A 17,520-nucleotide genomic window follows, 5' to 3' on the forward strand; every position below is an offset into this window, starting at 1 on the left:
ACATAATATTTTCTTATATTTATAGTACCATACTTCTACACGGTATTCGAGGCCTACTCAAAAAAGATATATCATGAAACCATCTTTACTATCATTAGTAACGGTTTTGGTATTCTCATTAGACTTAAATGCCCAATGTACTATCACCGGGACCGTAAATGCCAGCTCTTTAACTTGTAGTTCGTTTAATGGCTGTAGCATTATTTATGTTGGGGACGGAACCTCAGCAACCAGCATTTATATGGATGCTAATTTAGACCTGAGTTGTCTGGGGACAATTCAGCTTGTAGTCACAAACAATGCTTCCCTTGATTTTACGCCAGGCAATAACAGGCTTACTCTTGGAGATGGTTCATCGATGATTATCAACCCGGGAGGTTCCCTCATTGGAGGTTCTTGTAATGCATCAGAACGTATTTACATCGGCACCAATTTGCTGGCTAGCTGTAACGGAGGGGCAGGGGCAGATTTTAGTTTTTATGACCTTATGACCTTTGGTGGGACAGGTAGCTTAACTTCAAATTCACCTATTTGTACCGGTAACACTTTAAATCTTTTGGCTATACCACCGCCAAACGGCACTTATACATATTCATTTTTTGGAAACGGACTTCCTGGTGGAGGAACGACTTATTCGTCAAGTCCAAGTTATAGCTTAGCCGCACCTGCAACTGCGGGTTCCTATGTGTATCAGGTAAAAATGAAATCGTCCTTTCCAGGAAATCCAATAGCAGTTGCCGAAATAACCGTAGTTGTCAACACAGGTCTAGCAACCGCGACACCGGTGACTATACTTACACAGACTACCTGTACTGTAGCAACGGGAACAATTACAATTACTTCACCAACAGGCAGCGGAATGACATACAGTATCAATGGTTTGACCTATACCAATACCACAGGTATTTTCAGTGGCGTTGCCATTGGTACCTATAGTGTAACTGCCAAAAATTCATCGGGTTGTATTTCGCCTGCAGCGAGCGTAACCATTAATGGGCAGCCAACCAATACCTGGAATGGAACCTCATGGTCAGCAGGTTCTCCTCCGACAAGTAGCCAGATAGCGGTTTTTGCTGGAGCTTATTCTTCAACAGGAGATATAACTGCCTGTTCGCTACAGATTAATTCAGGGGTTGCGGTTACGATGAACGCAGGACATACCTTAACGATAGTCAACGCTGTTACAGTAACCGGCGGTGGCTCATTAACTTTTGAAGATACAGCCAGCCTGTTGCAGACAAATGATGCCTCAGTAAATACAGGGAACATTACCTATAAACGAAAAACTACTGACTTAAAACAATACGACTATACCTATTGGTCATCTCCTGTGACAGCGGCTACTTTGAGCCAATTGGCAACCAATTCATTGTTCTACAGTTACAATTCATCATCAAATGGTTGGACATATCAAACCGGATCCACTGTTATGACCCCAGGGGTTGGTTACATCGGAAGAGCTCCAAGTAACCTGACCTATAATCCAACCCAAATTGTAGAAACCACTTTTACAGGCGTTCCAAATAATGGTGTAATTAACGTACCGGTAATTAAAACATCTGTACCAAGCTATAACCTGATTGGAAATCCCTATCCGTCAGCTATAGATCTTGATGTGTTTATTGCAGCAAACTTATCAGTGATGACAGGAACAGTTTACCTATGGACACATACTACGCCTATTACATATTATCAATATACCATTAACGATTATGCCAAATACAATTTTACCGGATCGGTAGGAACGGGTATAGCAGCACCTTCAGGAGGACCTGTGCCAACAGGTAAAGTAGCAGCAGCTCAGGGATTTTTTATTGAAGCCGATATCAATTTAGCCAGCGGAACCTATTCAGCAACGTTTACTAATGCAGCCCGTCTCGCAGGAAACAATAACCAGTTTTTCAAATCCGGGCGCGCTTCTGCTCATACAGCCACTATTTCAGAGCGTTTGGAAAGACATCGTATCTGGCTGTCATTAAGCGAAGCTGATGGCGCTCGTGACCAAATGCTGCTAGGTTATGTAGAAGGAGCAACGGATGATTTTGATGCTGTATTCGACAGTAGAGTGGTGGCAATGGGTAGTCCTGTAACTATGTATACAAAGGTTGGTACTCGTGATTTATCAATTCAGGGAAAAAGTTTGCCTTTTTCAGATACCGATAGTATTCCAATTGCATACACTACGACAGTTAATGGGGAACTGAGTATTAACCTGGATAATTTCGATGGCATTTTCGACTATCAGGATATATATTTATTGGATAAAGCTACTAATACATTACATGACTTAAAAACAGGAACCTATACTTTTGTAACCACAGCAGGTACTTTTGAAAATCGTTTTGAATTGCGTTTTACTTATGAGAAGTTTAGCGCACCGACTTCATCGCTTAACCCGAATGATGTAAAAATTATAAGTTCAGGTCATCAGCTACAGGTAGTCTCTTCGGCTATGCCAATGGCACAAGTGGAAGTGTTTGATATTTTAGGGAAATTGTTGTTTAGCCAAAAAGGTTTAAATACCAATCTATTCCAAACCACTTCATTAAAAACCACAACTCAGGTTGTTTTGGTGAAAATAAGATTGGAAAATCAAGATAGCATTACGAAAAAAATAGTCATTCAGTAAGTAAAGCTAAACCAAACCAACCATTGCCGGACAATACCACAATTTACATCAGGCAATATGAAATACTAAAAAAATCTTATTTTAGCGAATGAGATTTTTTTTTACTTTTATCAAAACTTACAAAATTATGAAAAAGCTATTGTCATTATCGTTTCTATTTATTGTCTTTGCAGCCAATGCCCAAATCAAGGTTGCTAAGGCAGAAGCAAAACCGATTATTATTGGAAAAACGGGAACTACCTCACTGAATACAGTGGAAGTAACGAAGACAGGTGACCTGGTAACCTTCAAATACCAAAACGACAATAAACCGCAGGTAGCGGAATTTAAAACGTTCTCATTCAGAGACATTGATGGTGCATTGGAAGGGTTTTATGGCCTAATCATTGAGGGTTTTACCAACTTACCGAAAGAAGATATCAAGATTGAACTTCCCAAAGAAACCGTTAACCTTCAATACACGAAGTCTATGAACATCGCAAGAGTTAAGATGAAGATATCATACAATAATGGAGATGAAGGCGGCGTAACCGTTTGGTTAACCAAAAAGCAAATTGATGCGATCTTTGGCAAATCATAAATTTACGTCCAATTTCCTGCAATAAAAAAAAGCCTCACATTAGTGAGGCTTTTTTTTACTGTCTTAAACTCGCACCAACTTCAGTCTCTAAATTCTTCTGCAGTTTGTTCATGATTTTATCAATCTGTTCGTCTGTCAAGGTTTTGGTGTTGTCCTGCAAGGTGAAACTCACAGCATAAGATTTCTTGCCTTCCGGAAGATTCTTGCCTTGGTAAACATCAAATAAATTCACTTCTTTTAATAACGATTTCTCAGTCTGACGCGCAATAGCATAAATTGCATCAAAAGCTACTGAATCATCTACCAAAAGCGCTAAATCTCTTCTTACTTCAGGATATTTTGGAATATCAATAAACTTGATTTTATTGTTAATCAGTTTCAGAATCAGATTCCAATTGAAATCAGCAAAGAAAACTTCCTGTTTGATGTCGAAATGCTTTAGAATTGATTTTTTAACGGTTCCAAATTCAACCAAAGTATCGTTACCGTTAGCAATCGCTATTCCTTCTGCAAACACATCAGAAGCCACAGGTTTGTTTTCTATTTTGCAAATTCCCAAACGATTTAGAACCGAATCCACAAATCCTTTAAACAAAAAGAAATCAGATGGTTTTTCAGTCGTTGTCCAACTTTCCGCAACTCTGTTTCCGGATACAAAAAGTGTTAAGTGTTTTGGTTCGTTATAACCCGAAGGTAATTTGTGATATGTTTTTCCGAATTCGAATAATTTCAAATCACCATTTCTTCTGTTGATATTATAAGATACCGCTTCTAATCCAGAGAACAACAACGATTGGCGCATTGCCGACAAATCATTGCTCAACGGGTTTAACATCATCACGTTGTATTCTTCTTTCAACATTTCGGATAATTTTACATAATCCGGCGATGTTAATGAGTTGGCCATCATTTCGTGAAATCCAAGCGAATTCAACTGAGTCGCCACAATGTTTTGCACTTTATAATCTTCTGTTCTGGCCGAATTGGCAACAGTAGCATTTAATTTTTTGGTGAAATTGATGTTGTTATAACCATAAACCCGAAGGATTTCTTCGATAACATCTACTTCGCGTTGCACATCTACACGATAAGAAGGAATGATTAAACCCAAACCGGCATCGGTAACGCTGTTTACTTTAATATCTAACGAAGCCAAAATTTTCTTGATGGTTTCTTTTGGTAATTCCTGCCCAATCAATTTGGCAGTTTTATCAAAATTTAAGAAAACAGGAAAGTCTTCAATCTTTTTTGGATAAATATCAACGATGTCAGAAGTGATTTCGCCACCGGCAACTTCTTTGATTAAAAGCGCGGCACGTTTCAATGCAAATTCTGTAATGTTTGGATCAATTCCTCTCTCGAAACGGAAAGATGCATCCGTATTCAAAGCATGTCTTTTTGCCGATTTTCTAACAGAAACTGGATTGAAATAAGCACTTTCAAGGAAGATTGAATTAGTTGATTCGGTTACTCCGGATCCTTTTCCGCCAAAAACACCAGCGATGCAAAGCGGTCCTTTTTCGTCGCAAATCATCAAATCTTCTTCATGTAAAGTTCTTTCCACATCGTCTAAAGTGACAAATTTTGTTCCGGCTGCTACAGTTTTTACGATAATTTTTCCACTGATTTTGGAAGCATCAAAAGCGTGTAATGGCTGCCCTAAATCGTGAAGAATATAATTAGTGATGTCAACAATATTATTTTTTGGAGTTAAACCAATAGCTTTTAAACGGTTTTGCAACCAAGCCGGTGACGATTTTACAGTAACTCCAGAAATGGTTACACCGCAATATCTTGGTGCTAACTTACTGTCTTTAACATCAACATCAATTTTGAGTGTTCGTTTGTCAATTCGGAATGTACTTACCGTTGGAGTTATTAACTCGATGCTGCTGTTTTTTTGTAATAAACTGGCACGTAAATCTCTTGCAACACCATAATGCGACATAGCATCGGCGCGATTTGGCGTTAAACCAATTTCGAAAACTTCGTCGTTTTCAACATTAAAAACTTTAGCTGCAGGAGTTCCCAGTTTTAGATTTGCATCCAAAATCATAATTCCGTCATGACTTGTTCCAAGCCCAAGTTCGTCTTCAGCGCAAATCATTCCGTGACTTTCCTGTCCGCGGATTTTTCCTTTTTTGATTTCAAACTCAACACCATCCTTGTCAAACAATTTGGTTCCGATAGTAGCTACAGGAACTTTTTGTCCTTTGGCAACATTACTCGCACCGCAAACAATTTGCACTGGAGTTCCATCTCCTAAATCAACAGTCGTAATGCTTAATCTATCGGCATCAGGATGTTTTTCACAAGTCAGAACATGACCTACGACAACACCTTCCAAACCACCACGAACCGATTGGTATTTTTCAACAACTTCTACTTCCAAACCTAAATCGGTCAGTAAGGTTGCTGTTTCTTCTGATTTTAAATCTATTTTAATGAATTGTTTTAACCAATTGTATGAAATCTTCATATATCTACTTTAAGTCAGCAAATATAAGTATTGCTGATGAGAGATAAAACAAAATAGTGTCGTTTATCGATGATTATTTTTAAAAAAAAGTGGAAAAAGGGTTACAATATTTCTCCAACGTGTTTTTTGATGTTTTCAGCCATTTTGTGAGTTGGTAAATCGTTCTCATCACCGCCAAACGGATCTTCAATTTCTTCGGCAATCAATTCTAAACTTGCCAAAACATAAAAGATAAAAACAATCACCGGTGCAGTGTAATACCCCAAACTAAAGGAATAGCCAAAAGGCAAAGTCATCACATAAAAGAAAATAAATTTCTTGATAAATGCGCTGTAAGAGTAGGGAATTGGGGTGTTTTTGATTCTTTCACAGGCGCCACAGATTTCAGTAAAAGACTGAATTTCGGCATTGAGAATGATTAGTTGATCACCTGTAATTTTCTTTTCCAGATACAACTCATTTATTTTATGGAACAGTTTTTTTGCAACCTGATTTGGTTTGTGTTTGTGATGGTCAATTTCTAAATCGACATCATCAAAAAGTTGCTTGCTCGTATCCGAATTATTCAAATGCTCATGAAGTATGGCAGCATAGTTCGGAATCATTTTCCTAAAATAACTTCTGTCTTTTTCCTCTTGTAAAATTCCGGACAATTTTATCGAAAAGTTACGGCTGTTGTTGACCAGACTTCCCCAAAGTTTTCGCCCTTCCCACCAACGGTCATAGGCTGTATTGGTTCTGAATACCAACAATAACGAGATCACGAAACCTAACATTCCGTGCATAATCGTGATGTTTTTCACATAGCTGTTTTCGGCTAATTTCCAATATTCCACTTCGAGATAACCAATGGTTGCCGAATAAATGCCAATGGCAATCATGATGGGAAAAAGTGTTCGGAAAGTATCTGCTTTGTGAAAGCGAAAAATAAAGGTAAACCAGTCTTTGGTGTTGTAGGATATCATTTTGATTTTGAATTTAAATCAAAAATAAACTAAAAACTCAAATTTCCAGCTAACTCTTTTAGTGTAATTTCAGAAAGTTTTGCCTGATACTGCATATTCGTATTTCGGGCTTTTGCATTGATATAATTCAACTGAGCTGTTCTGAATTCAATAGGAGTGATGGTGCCAATTTTAAATTTCGCCATAGTAATATCCATATTTTGTCTGGCGATGGCTTCATTTTTTTCTTCCAGTTGCATCAAATCTAAATTAGTCAAATACGTTTGATACGAGCTTTCCAATTCTGATTTCAATGCCGCAGTTTGTTGATCAATGGCAATTTTGGAATTCTCAAGTTCTATTTTAGCAATCTTCTCATTGCGATGTTGGGCAAAACCGTCAAAAATATTCAGGCTGGCGCTAAAACCATAATTCAATCCTCTGGAGTACGATTCAGAAGTGAAGCCTAAACTCGACTGACTTTCGGCAAAATTATAACCTGTATTTACTTTAACTGTTGGATAGCGATTGGCTTTAACCTGTTTCAACTGAAGTTCCGCTATTTTTTTATTGATGATTTGAGCTTCCAATACCGGGTTTTGTTTGATTGCTAAGTCACTAATCTCAGGAAGTAATAAGGTTTTATCAACGTCAATTTGGTTTACGACAGTATAATCAATTTTTACATCTCTTGCTAAAAGCTGGTTCAGTAGAATCTTCGTATTTTTCAATGATTCCTTTTGTTTTAAAATAACTGTCTGGTCGGTATTTAAATCGACTTTAGCGTTCAAAACCTCCAATTTAGAAGCTTTTCCAATACTGTATCTATTTTGTGCCAAGGTAAGTCGCTGATTTGAAATCACCATCGAACTGTCTAAAGCAGCCAATTGCTGCTGCTGTTGTACCAAATCAAAATACGTAATGGTAACATCACTGATTTTGGTGATGATGGTAAGCTTTAATTTGGAATCGCCCAGTTTTTTCAATTCGTCTAACTGACTTTTTTTGGCAAACATTTTAAAACCATCAAAAACTGTCCAATCCAAACTTGCACCATAAGTAAGACTGTTGTTTTTGGCATTATTTAATTCGTTTCTAGTTCCGTCCTGACGGGTTTGTGTACTATATTGAACGCTGTTGTTATCAACAACATTCGCGGTTACTTTCGGTAGCATACCAGCGTTTCCGGCTGTTGCATTAGCTTCGTCAATCTTTAAATAGTTTTTGGAAAGTTTGATGTCATAGTTATTTTCCAGAGCAATTTTCACCGCATCTTCCAGTTTCAATAGTTCCTGCGCTTGGATTTTTGACACAAAAACCAACAGAATTAGACTGATATATAATGATTTGATTTTCATACTATTTCTCTAAAGCTTCAATGTTATCAAATTCAGGTCGGTGCTTCTTAGCTCGCGACCACATTAAGTAAAACGATGGAATCACAAAAAGAGTAAGTATCAACGAGAAAGTTGTTCCGCCAACAATCACAACTCCCATTCCGATTCTGCTGGTAGAAGCAGCTCCGAGTGACAAGGCAATCGGTAAAGCTCCCAAAGCAATTGCTAAACTCGTCATCAATATTGGACGAAGTCTGGCTTCCGAAGCCTGAACAATAGCATCATATTTTGATAAGCCCTGCTCTCGTAATTGATTTGCAAATTCGACTATCAGAATTCCGTTCTTCGTGACGAGACCAATAAGCATTACCGTTCCAATTTGGCTGAAAATATTCCAGGTTTGACCAAATAACCAAAGCGAAAATAACGCTCCGGCTACTGCCATTGGTACTGTTAAAATAATAATAAACGGATCGATGAAACTTTCAAATTGTGCTGATAATATCAGATAAATCAACAGCAACGCCAAACCAAAAGCAAACATCGTATTCGAACTACTTTCCACAAAATCTCGTGATTCGCCACCCAAATCGGTAGTAAAACTATCGTCGAGCACTTTGGCTTTGATTTCGTCCATGGCGTCAATTCCGTCACTGATACTTTTTCCGGGAGCCAAACCTGCAGAAACGGTAGCCGACATATACCTGTTATTGTGATACAATTGCGGCGGATTACTTTGTTCGTCTACTCTGACAACATTGTCTAACTGAATTAATTCACCTTTGTTATTTTTGACAAACATCGAAGTCAAATCTAATGGCGCGTCACGATCTTTTTTATCGAATTGTCCGATGACCTGATATTGTTTTCCGTTTCGCATGAAATAGCCAAAACGCTGTCCGCTCAAGGATAACTGAAGTGTTTGTGCTACATCCAAAACCGAAATGCCGAGACTTTCTGCTTTATCTCTATCGATAGTCACATTGATTTCCGGTTTGTTGAATTTCAGATTCACATCCACATTGGAAAACGTTTCATTCTGATTCGCCTCGTCAATAAACTGGGGAATCTTTTCGCGTAATTTTTCAAAATTTGGAGCCTGAATAATATACTGAATTGGCAAACCACCACGTTTGTTTACGGCAATAGTCGGTTGTTCGGAAACGGTGACTTTGGCTTGCGAATATTTTTTGGTCCATTTGGTAAAAGCATCGGCAACTTCTTTTTGAGAGCGCTCTCTATCTTCCGGATTTTTCAAGGCCATACGAATTCTTCCGCTATTGACCGAAGAGGAGAAAAATCCCGGAGAGGTAATCACCAATGCTATTTTTTTCTCCGGAATAGAATCATCAACCAACTGTGACAACTCCTGCATAAATCTATCGGTGTAATCATAAGTTGCACCTTCGGGAGTCGTGACACCAACAACGACCAAACTTCGGTCATCATAAGGAGCTGTTTCTTTTGGAATGATTTTAAAAAATAAAATTATCAGCCCAATACATGCAATCACTATGGGAAAACTTAACCATTTTTTTTGCATAAAACGCTCCAAAGAACTTGCATAACCTTTGTTTAAGTTTACAAAAAATGGTTCAGTGAAGGTGTAGAACTTTGTTCTTTTTTGTTCGCCGCCTTTCATTAAATAAGCATTTAACATCGGCGTAAGCGTTAAAGATACAAATGCCGATATTAAAACAGCAGCACCAATGACGACGCCAAATTCCCTAAATAATCTTCCAACAAATCCTTCCAAAAAGATGATTGGTAAAAACACGGCTGCCAATGTGATGGAAATGGAAATTACCGCAAAGAAAATTTCGTTCGAACCTTTGATAGCTGCTTCAATAGGTGTCATGCCTTCTTCGACTTTTTTGAAGATGTTTTCGGTAACTACAATTCCGTCATCGACCACTAATCCTGTTGCCAAAACAATGGCTAAAAGTGTCAATACATTTACGGAGAAACCACACAAATACATGATGAAAAACGTGGCGATAAGTGAAACCGGAATATCAATCAGTGGGCGGAAAGCAATGGCCCAATTCCTAAAAAATAAGTAAATTATCAGGATTACCAATATAATGGATATCAATAAGGTCTCAGCTACTTCAACTACCGATTTTTTGATAAAAAGCGTGTTGTCCAAAGCGACATTCAGTTTGATGTCTTTGGGTAAATCTTTTTGAAATGCGTCGTATTGTTTGTAAAACTGTTCGGCAATATCGAGGTAATTCGTTCCCGGCTGTGGAATGATTCCCAAACCTACCATCGGTTGTCCGTTTGATTTTAATTGGGTTTCCAGATTTTCGGGACCTAATTCGGCTTTACCGATATCGCTCAGGCGGACAATTTTATCAGCTTCAGCAACGATAATGATATTGTTGAATTCCTTTTCATCGGAAAGATTCCCCATGGTTTTCACCGTCAATTCTGTATTGGCACCGGTTAGCTTTCCCGAAGGTAATTCTACGTTTTGTTTTTCAAGTGCTGTTCTAACATCTGAAACGGTCACACCATAAGAAGATAATTTTACTGGATCAATCCAAATGCGCATTGAGTAGCGTTTCTGTCCCCAAATTTGCACGCTGCTCACACCCGGAATGGTTTGTAAACGCTCGGCTATTACATTTTCGGCATAATCACTCAGTTCTAAAGTATTTTTGGTATCGCTCTGAATTGTCATTGTAATAATCGCATCAGAATCGGCATCAGCTTTTGAAACTACTGGTGGTGCATCAATATCCTGTGGCAAATTTCTAACGGCTTGTGATACTTTATCACGAACATCATTGGCAGCTTCTTCCAGATTTTTTTCGAGCTTGAATTCGATGGTAATATTACTCGAACCTTGATTACTGGAGGAAGTTATATTCCGAATTCCATCAATGGAATTAATTGCTTTTTCTAAGGGTTCGGTGATTTGTGATTCAATAATATCAGCATTAGCACCGGTATAATTTGTTTTCACCGAAATTTGAGCCGGATCAATCGAAGGAAATTCTCTTACGCCCAAATAACTGTAACCAATGATTCCAAAAAGAATAATCGTCAAATTGATGACAATCGTAAAAACGGGTCGTTTGATGCTTAAAGTGGATAAACTCATAATTATTTAGTTTTTACTTTAATATCGTCTTCATCCTTTAACGACATCACTCCTGAAGTCAAAACCGTATCGCCAATTTTTAATCCGGAAGTAATAACAACGTCTTTATCGGTTCTGGTTAAGGTTTCTACTTTTACTTCTTTGGCTTTACCATTGTTGGCAATAAATACTTTTTTCCCGTCCTGAATAGGTACAATCGCTTCGGTTGGAATAATGATAGCATCTTTGATGTTTTTCAAGGGCAATTCTATGTTAGCAAAAGTTCCCGGAAGTAGTTTTCCGTTTTTGTTATCCGTTAACGCTCTTATTTGTAATGTTCTTGTAGTAGCTTCAATCGCCGGTTCTAAAGCGTAGATTTTGGCTGTGAATTTATCAGCTACGTTTGGAACTGTAAAAGTGATTTCGCTGTTTTTGTTGATTTCGGTAGCGTATTTTTCAGGTATGGAGAAAGTAATTTTTAATGGATTAGTGCTGACTAATTTGGCAATCAATGTGGTTGGAGTTACATAAGTTCCGGGAGAAATGCTTCGCAAACCAATCTTTCCCGAGAATGGAGCTCTGACCGTAGTTTTGCCAATTTGTGCCTGAATGAGTTGGGTTTGTGCTTTTGTAGTTCTGTAATCAGCACTTGCAATATCATATTCTTCCTGACTGATGGCTTCTTTTTGTAATAACAGTTTGGCTCTTCTTTCGTTTTCAGAAGCTAAACTTTCTTTTGTTTTGGCTTGTACTAATTGTGCTCGGAGTTCAATATCATTGACTTTGAATAAGATTTGTCCTTTACTGACATTGCTGCCTTCAGTAAAAGAAATCGTTTCAACTATACCTGAAACCTCACTTCTGATTTCAATCTGTTCATTGGCATCAATAGAACCCGAAAGTGAAATGGTATTCGAAAATTCCTGAGGTTCAACCACAACAGCACTAACACCAATCGGAGGTTTCTTTCCGTTTTTATCGTTGCCTTTTTCGTTTTCGGCTTTGTTTTTTGTGATTCTGTATACAATCATCCCACCAAGGGCAATGACTAAAATAGCGATAACAATATTTTTTACTTTCATTGAAATTCGATTGAATTTAATTTGTTGGAGTTGAGTACACAAAACTAATTCTTACCAATGAAAGCAGCAGTACAGTTAATTTTTATTTAACACTTGTAGATACAAATATCTTTTAACTGATGTAATTCCAGATATTTTTCTTTTTGGAAAGTTCAATAAATACAGTTCTAAGCGTCTGATGTTCGGGCAAAGTCATTGATGGATCTTTTTTCAAAAGTTTCAAAGCTTCATTTCGGGCAACCATCAAAATATCTCTGTCTTTTACCAAATCAGCAATTTGAAGTTGCAAAACGCCGCTTTGCTGTTTGCCCATAATATCGCCAGGACCACGAAGTTTCAAATCAACTTCTGCAATTTCGAAACCGTCATTCGTTTGACACATGGTTTCCAATCGGACTTTACTATCACTCGACAATTTAAAGGATGTCATCAATATGCAATAGCTCTGTTCGGCACCACGACCAACACGGCCGCGCAATTGGTGTAATTGTGACAAGCCAAAACGTTCGGCACTTTCAATAATCATTACACTCGCATTTGGGATATTTACACCAACTTCAATCACGGTTGTCGCTACCATTATATTGGTTTTTCCTTCGGCAAATCGTTTCATTTCGGCATCTTTATCGGCGGGTTTCATTTTACCGTGAACGATAGAAATGCTGTATTGAGGTAACGGAAAATCTCTCGAGATACTCTCGTAACCATCCATCAAATCCTTGTAATCCATGGTTTCACTTTCCTGAATCAGCGGGTAAACAATATAGATTTGTCTGCCTTTGGCAATTTCATCTTTGATAAATTTCCAAACTTTTAATCGGTTGCTGTCGTAACGATGAACCGTTTGAATTGGTTTTCTTCCCGGCGGCAATTCGTCAATCACAGAAATATCTAAATCGCCATACAAACTCATCGCCAAAGTTCGTGGAATAGGCGTAGCAGTCATCACCAAAATATGTGGCGGAATATCATTTTTTTGCCAAAGTTTGGAACGTTGCTCTACACCAAATCGATGTTGCTCGTCAATGATGGCTAAACCCAAATTATGAAACTGCACTTTGTCTTCGAGCAAAGCGTGTGTGCCAATAAGAATGTGCAGACTTCCATTTTCTAACTCTTCATGGATGATTTTTCTATCGGCAGTTTTTGTTGAGCCAGTCAGTATTTTTATATTGATATTTAATCCTTTAGCCAATTCGGTTAAACCATTAAAATGCTGATTTGCCAGAATTTCTGTTGGTGCCATTAGGCAACTTTGAAAGCCATTGTCTAATGCAATAAGCATCGCCATCAACGCCACAATTGTTTTTCCCGAACCAACATCGCCTTGCAAAAGTCGATTCATTTGGGCATTGGTGCCCATATCGTTTCGGATTTCCTTGAGTACTTTTTTTTGCGCATTCGTCAGTTCGAAAGGCAAATGATTTTGGAAGAAATTATTAAAATTTTCACCGACAACAGTAAACGGATGCCCCTTGATTTTATGCTTCCGAACCAGATTTTTGGTAATCAGTTGCAATTGAATAAAAAATAACTCTTCAAACTTCAAGCGGAATTGCGCTTTGGACAATAGTTCCTGGCTTTTTGGAAAATGGATGTTAAACAGCGCCGCATTTTTCGGAATCAATTTTAATTCATCCAAAAGATAAGCAGGTAAAGTTTCAATAAACTTGGCTTGTGTTTCCACAAATAATTGCTGCATCATTTTATTGACAACCCGATTGGAAATACCACGATTAGTAAGGGTTTCCGTTGATGGATACACTGGCTGCATAGCCGAACGCAGGCTTTGTTCGTGTTCGGCAAGCAATTCCATTTCGGGATGCGCCATATTGAAAGTGTTTCCAAACGAAGCTACTTTTCCAAAAATAACATACGGAACATTGAGTTTCAAACTGTCGCGAATCCATTTATGGCCTTGAAACCAGGTGAGTTCAATTTCACCGGTTTCATCCACGAAAGTGGCAACCAATCGCTTTTTGGCTTTACCAAATTCAACTGTTTTTATGTGAATGATTTTGCCAATGATTTGAACTTCGCTATCGTTTTTTTGGAGTTCATTAATCTTATAATAACGTGTTCTGTCAATGTAGCGGTTTGGATAAAAATTGACCAAATCCTCATAACGATGAATGCCCAATTCCTTACGCAGCAACTCACCACGTTGAGGTCCAACGCCTTTAAGGTATTCGATAGGAGTTTGCAGAAGCGAGTTTGACATTTGTTTTTATTAGAGCAAAGAAGAAAGAGTAAAGAAAAAAGAGAAGTGTATTAAGGTCAAATTTTGTCTTTCTTCTTTCTTCTTTTTTCTATTTTCTTTCTTAAGCGAAGATAGTTTTTTAATTTGAAAATTTGAAAAGCAGTCAATCCGAAAATGATTATATTCGTATCAGATATTGTATTTCAATGCGACATTTATTTTTTCTTCTTTTTACCGTTTTCACTTTTGCACAACAAACCCAAAAAGTAGATTTTAAAACTGCTTATGGGAATATTTCGATTAACCCAATTGAGAAGAAAGTTTCGGGTTCAGTCCGTTATGTTTTTGAAGTAAAACATGCTATCGACACCATTAAAATTGATGCGCAGAAAATGGTTATAACCAATGTTAGAATTAACAATAAAGCTGTAAAATTCACCAATACAGGAAAAACTCTAAATCTTTTTGAAGGCTTTAAAACAGGCAAAAACACAGTTGCTTTTAGCTACGAAGCCACTCCAAGACAAACCCTATATTTTAATGGCGATTTTACTTGTGAAAGCTGTAGCAATCAGCAAGTGTGGACACAAGGTCAGGGGAAATATACCAGTCATTGGTTTCCGAGTTTTGATGATGTGAATGAAAAAGTGATTTTTAATCTGAACATTAGTTTTGATAAAAAATATCAGGTTTTATCGAATGGCGTTTTGCTCGATGAATTGCCAAATAAAAATGAAATGATTTGGAAGTATGAAATGAAAAGCCCAATGAGTTCTTATTTATTGGCTGTTGCCATTGGCGATTTTAGGCATCAGGTTATCGCTTCTAAATCGGGAATTCCGTTGCAAATGTTTATCCAGCCTAAAGACACAGCCAAATTTGAAGCAACGTATCGCCATTCAAAACAAATCTTTGATTATCTGGAAACTGAAATAGGAGTGAAGTATCCTTGGCAAATCTACAAGCAGATTCCGGTGGAAGATTTCCTTTATGCCGGAATGGAAAATACGTCGGCGACTATTTTCGCGCAGGATTATGTGGTGGACGCTGTTGGTTTTAACGATAGAAATTATGTCAATGTCAATGCGCATGAATTGGCGCATCAATGGTTTGGCGATTTGGTTACCGCAAAATCAGGTAAGCATCATTGGTTGCAGGAAGGTTTTGCAACCTATTATGCTTTGTTGGCGGAGCGACAGGTTTTTGGTGATGATTATTTTTACCATCAATTATACAGAACCTCGTTGCAACTCCGAAATGCCGCAAGAACTGATACGATTCCGGTGATGAATGAAAAAGCGAGTTCCTTTTCATTTTATCAAAAAGGAGCTTGGGCATTGCACTTAATACGAGAAACTATCGGGCCAAAATTGTTTCAGAAAGCGGTAATCAATTATTTGAAAAAGTACCAATATCAAAGTGCTGAGACTGATGATTTCCTTGCAGAAGTTAGAAAAGTATCCGATTTTGATACGGAAACATTTAAGAAAGTCTGGCTAGAAGATTATCGTTTTCGAAGTGATGAAGCCAATGCATTGCTGAAGAAAAACGAATTCATACGGACACTTTTTGAAACCCAAAAAATGCGTTTAAGACCATTTGTTGAGAATAAAGAAAGATTTGCGGCATTGCTGCAATCGAATGTTTTTTATCCTGTAAAAACGGAGATTTTATATCAGCTAAAAGACCTCCCGTTTGAAGATAAAAAAGAATTACTGCTTTTGGCATTGCAGACAAATGATGTCAAAGTGCGGCAATCTGTGGCTGAGTTTACCGATGAAATTCCGTTAGAGTTCAAAGCTAATTATGAAAGCTTGTTGAATGATGCTTCTTATGACACCAGGGAAATTGCGTTTATGAATCTGTGGAAAAATTTTCCGGAAAACCGAACCATTTATTTGGCGAAAGCCCAAAATTGGATTGGCGGAAATGATAAAAGTCTGCGCTCCTTATTTTTGACTTTTTCCATCGAAAATCAAAGTCCGGAAAAAGAAAAGTATTACAATGAGTTGGTTGATTATACTTCGCCAAAGTATGAAAGTTCCGTTCGCCAAAATGCGATTATCAATGCGTTGGCCATAAATGAAAATGATCCTGTGGTTTTGAAAAATTTGGTTAATGCAACGACACATTACAAATGGCAGTTCACAAAATTTGCCCGTGATAAAATCCGAGATTTGTTGGTTGGTGGCGCTAAGCCTCAATTTCAAATGATATATCATACGCTAACTGAAAAGGAAAAAGCACAATTGGACAAACTTTTAGAAGAAAAGAAATGAGAGCATTAGTAATTTCCGGTGGTGGCAGTAAAGGCGCTTTTGGAGGCGGCGTTGCGCAGTATTTGCTTCAGGAAAAAGGTTGCAAATATGATATTCTTATCGGAAGTTCAACCGGAAGTTTGCTGATTCCACATTTGGCTTTGGGCGAAGTTGACAAGATTCATCGGATTTACACTAATGTTGACATGGGCAAAATTTTTGATATTAATCCTTTTGTTGTTAAGCATAAGAATGATGTTGATGTGGTTACGATAAACCATTTTAATGTGCTGTTGCAATTTTTGAAAAGGAAAAGGACTTTTGGCGAAAGCTATAAACTGCGAAAATATATCAGAAGGAGTTTCACTTTAAAGGAGTTTACCCAGCTAAAAGCTTCGGGTTGTGATATAGTGGTTACGGTTACCAATTTGTCTAAAAACGAGGTCGAATATAAGTCGATTAAAGATTTTGAATACAGTGAATTTTGCGACTGGATTTGGATTTCCTGCAATTATATTCCGTTTATGAGTTTGGCTAAAAAGGACAATTACGAATATGGAGATGGTGGATTTTCGAGTTTGGTGCCCATAAGGGAAGCTATTAATCGTGGTGCTTCTGAGATTGATGTAGTGATATTAGAAACCGAAGTGCAGATTTCTCCCAAAAACATTGGCAAAAATCCATTTTCATTGATGATTGATTTATTTCAGATACTCTTAAATCAGGTGGAAAAGCATGATATTACGATTGGGAAATTGGCCGCAAACAACAAAGATGTCAAACTCAATTTATACTATACACCAACGACGCTGACCGATAATGCTTTGATTTTTGATAAACGTAAAATGAAGCAATGGTGGAAACAAGGCTTTGAATATGCTAAAAACAAAAGCGAATTAATGAGTGATAATTTGCAGTGATTT

10 protein-coding genes are annotated in these 17,520 nt (G+C 37.7%); 4 read left to right on the forward strand and 6 right to left on the reverse strand.

Going from position 1 to position 17,520, the window contains the following annotated elements:
• The first annotated feature begins 73 nt into the window (after positions 1-73).
• Together GS03_RS07875 and GS03_RS07880 are read left to right on the forward strand one after the other, a co-directional pair.
• Positions 74-2,629, forward strand: coding sequence for a T9SS sorting signal type C domain-containing protein (locus GS03_RS07875; protein WP_136151992.1), 2,556 nt, complete (start codon positions 74-76; stop codon positions 2,627-2,629).
• Positions 2,630-2,756: 127 nt separating this feature from the next.
• Positions 2,757-3,209, forward strand: coding sequence for a hypothetical protein (locus GS03_RS07880; RefSeq protein WP_136151993.1), 453 nt, complete (start codon positions 2,757-2,759; stop codon positions 3,207-3,209).
• A 55-nt stretch (positions 3,210-3,264) separates the two neighbouring features.
• On the opposite strand, the gene pheT is transcribed toward GS03_RS07880, so the two are convergent.
• From pheT to recG, 6 genes are all read right to left on the reverse strand, one after another.
• Positions 3,265-5,688 carry a phenylalanine--tRNA ligase subunit beta gene (pheT, locus tag GS03_RS07885; protein WP_136151994.1) on the reverse strand — a complete coding sequence of 808 codons (2,424 nt, stop codon included), beginning with the start codon at positions 5,686-5,688 and terminating at the stop codon, positions 3,265-3,267.
• A 101-nt stretch (positions 5,689-5,789) separates the two neighbouring features.
• Entirely contained in the window at positions 5,790-6,653 is an 864-nt protein-coding gene (locus GS03_RS07890; RefSeq protein ID WP_136151995.1) for a bestrophin family protein, read from the reverse strand.
• Positions 6,654-6,682: 29 nt separating this feature from the next.
• Positions 6,683-7,990 (reverse strand): TolC family protein, encoded by a 1,308-nt coding sequence (locus GS03_RS07895; RefSeq protein ID WP_136151996.1) that lies wholly within the window; start codon positions 7,988-7,990, stop codon positions 6,683-6,685.
• A 1-nt stretch (position 7,991) separates the two neighbouring features.
• A complete protein-coding gene (locus tag GS03_RS07900) occupies positions 7,992-11,078 on the reverse strand; it encodes an efflux RND transporter permease subunit (protein ID WP_136151997.1) in 3,087 nt (1,028 codons plus the stop codon).
• Positions 11,079-11,080: 2 nt separating this feature from the next.
• Complete coding sequence (locus tag GS03_RS07905; RefSeq protein WP_136151998.1) at positions 11,081-12,139, reverse strand: efflux RND transporter periplasmic adaptor subunit; 1,059 nt, start codon at positions 12,137-12,139, stop codon at positions 11,081-11,083.
• 112 nt (positions 12,140-12,251) lie between these two features.
• Complete coding sequence (gene recG / locus GS03_RS07910; protein WP_136151999.1) at positions 12,252-14,360, reverse strand: ATP-dependent DNA helicase RecG; 2,109 nt, start codon at positions 14,358-14,360, stop codon at positions 12,252-12,254.
• 185 nt (positions 14,361-14,545) lie between these two features.
• On the opposite strand from recG, the gene GS03_RS07915 reads away from it, so the two are divergent.
• Both GS03_RS07915 and GS03_RS07920 read left to right on the forward strand, forming a co-directional pair.
• The gene (locus GS03_RS07915; protein ID WP_136152000.1) at positions 14,546-16,618 is read left to right on the forward strand and encodes a M1 family metallopeptidase; all 2,073 of its coding nucleotides are present in this window, start codon (positions 14,546-14,548) and stop codon (positions 16,616-16,618) included.
• The gene (locus GS03_RS07920; protein WP_136152001.1) at positions 16,615-17,517 is read left to right on the forward strand and encodes a patatin-like phospholipase family protein; all 903 of its coding nucleotides are present in this window, start codon (positions 16,615-16,617) and stop codon (positions 17,515-17,517) included. Before GS03_RS07915 ends, GS03_RS07920 begins: the two co-directional genes overlap by 4 nt.
• Positions 17,518-17,520: the final 3 nt, after the last annotated feature.

Origin of the sequence: Flavobacterium sangjuense (assembly GCF_004797125.1) — a bacterium.
Lineage (GTDB): Bacteria > Bacteroidota > Bacteroidia > Flavobacteriales > Flavobacteriaceae > Flavobacterium > Flavobacterium sangjuense.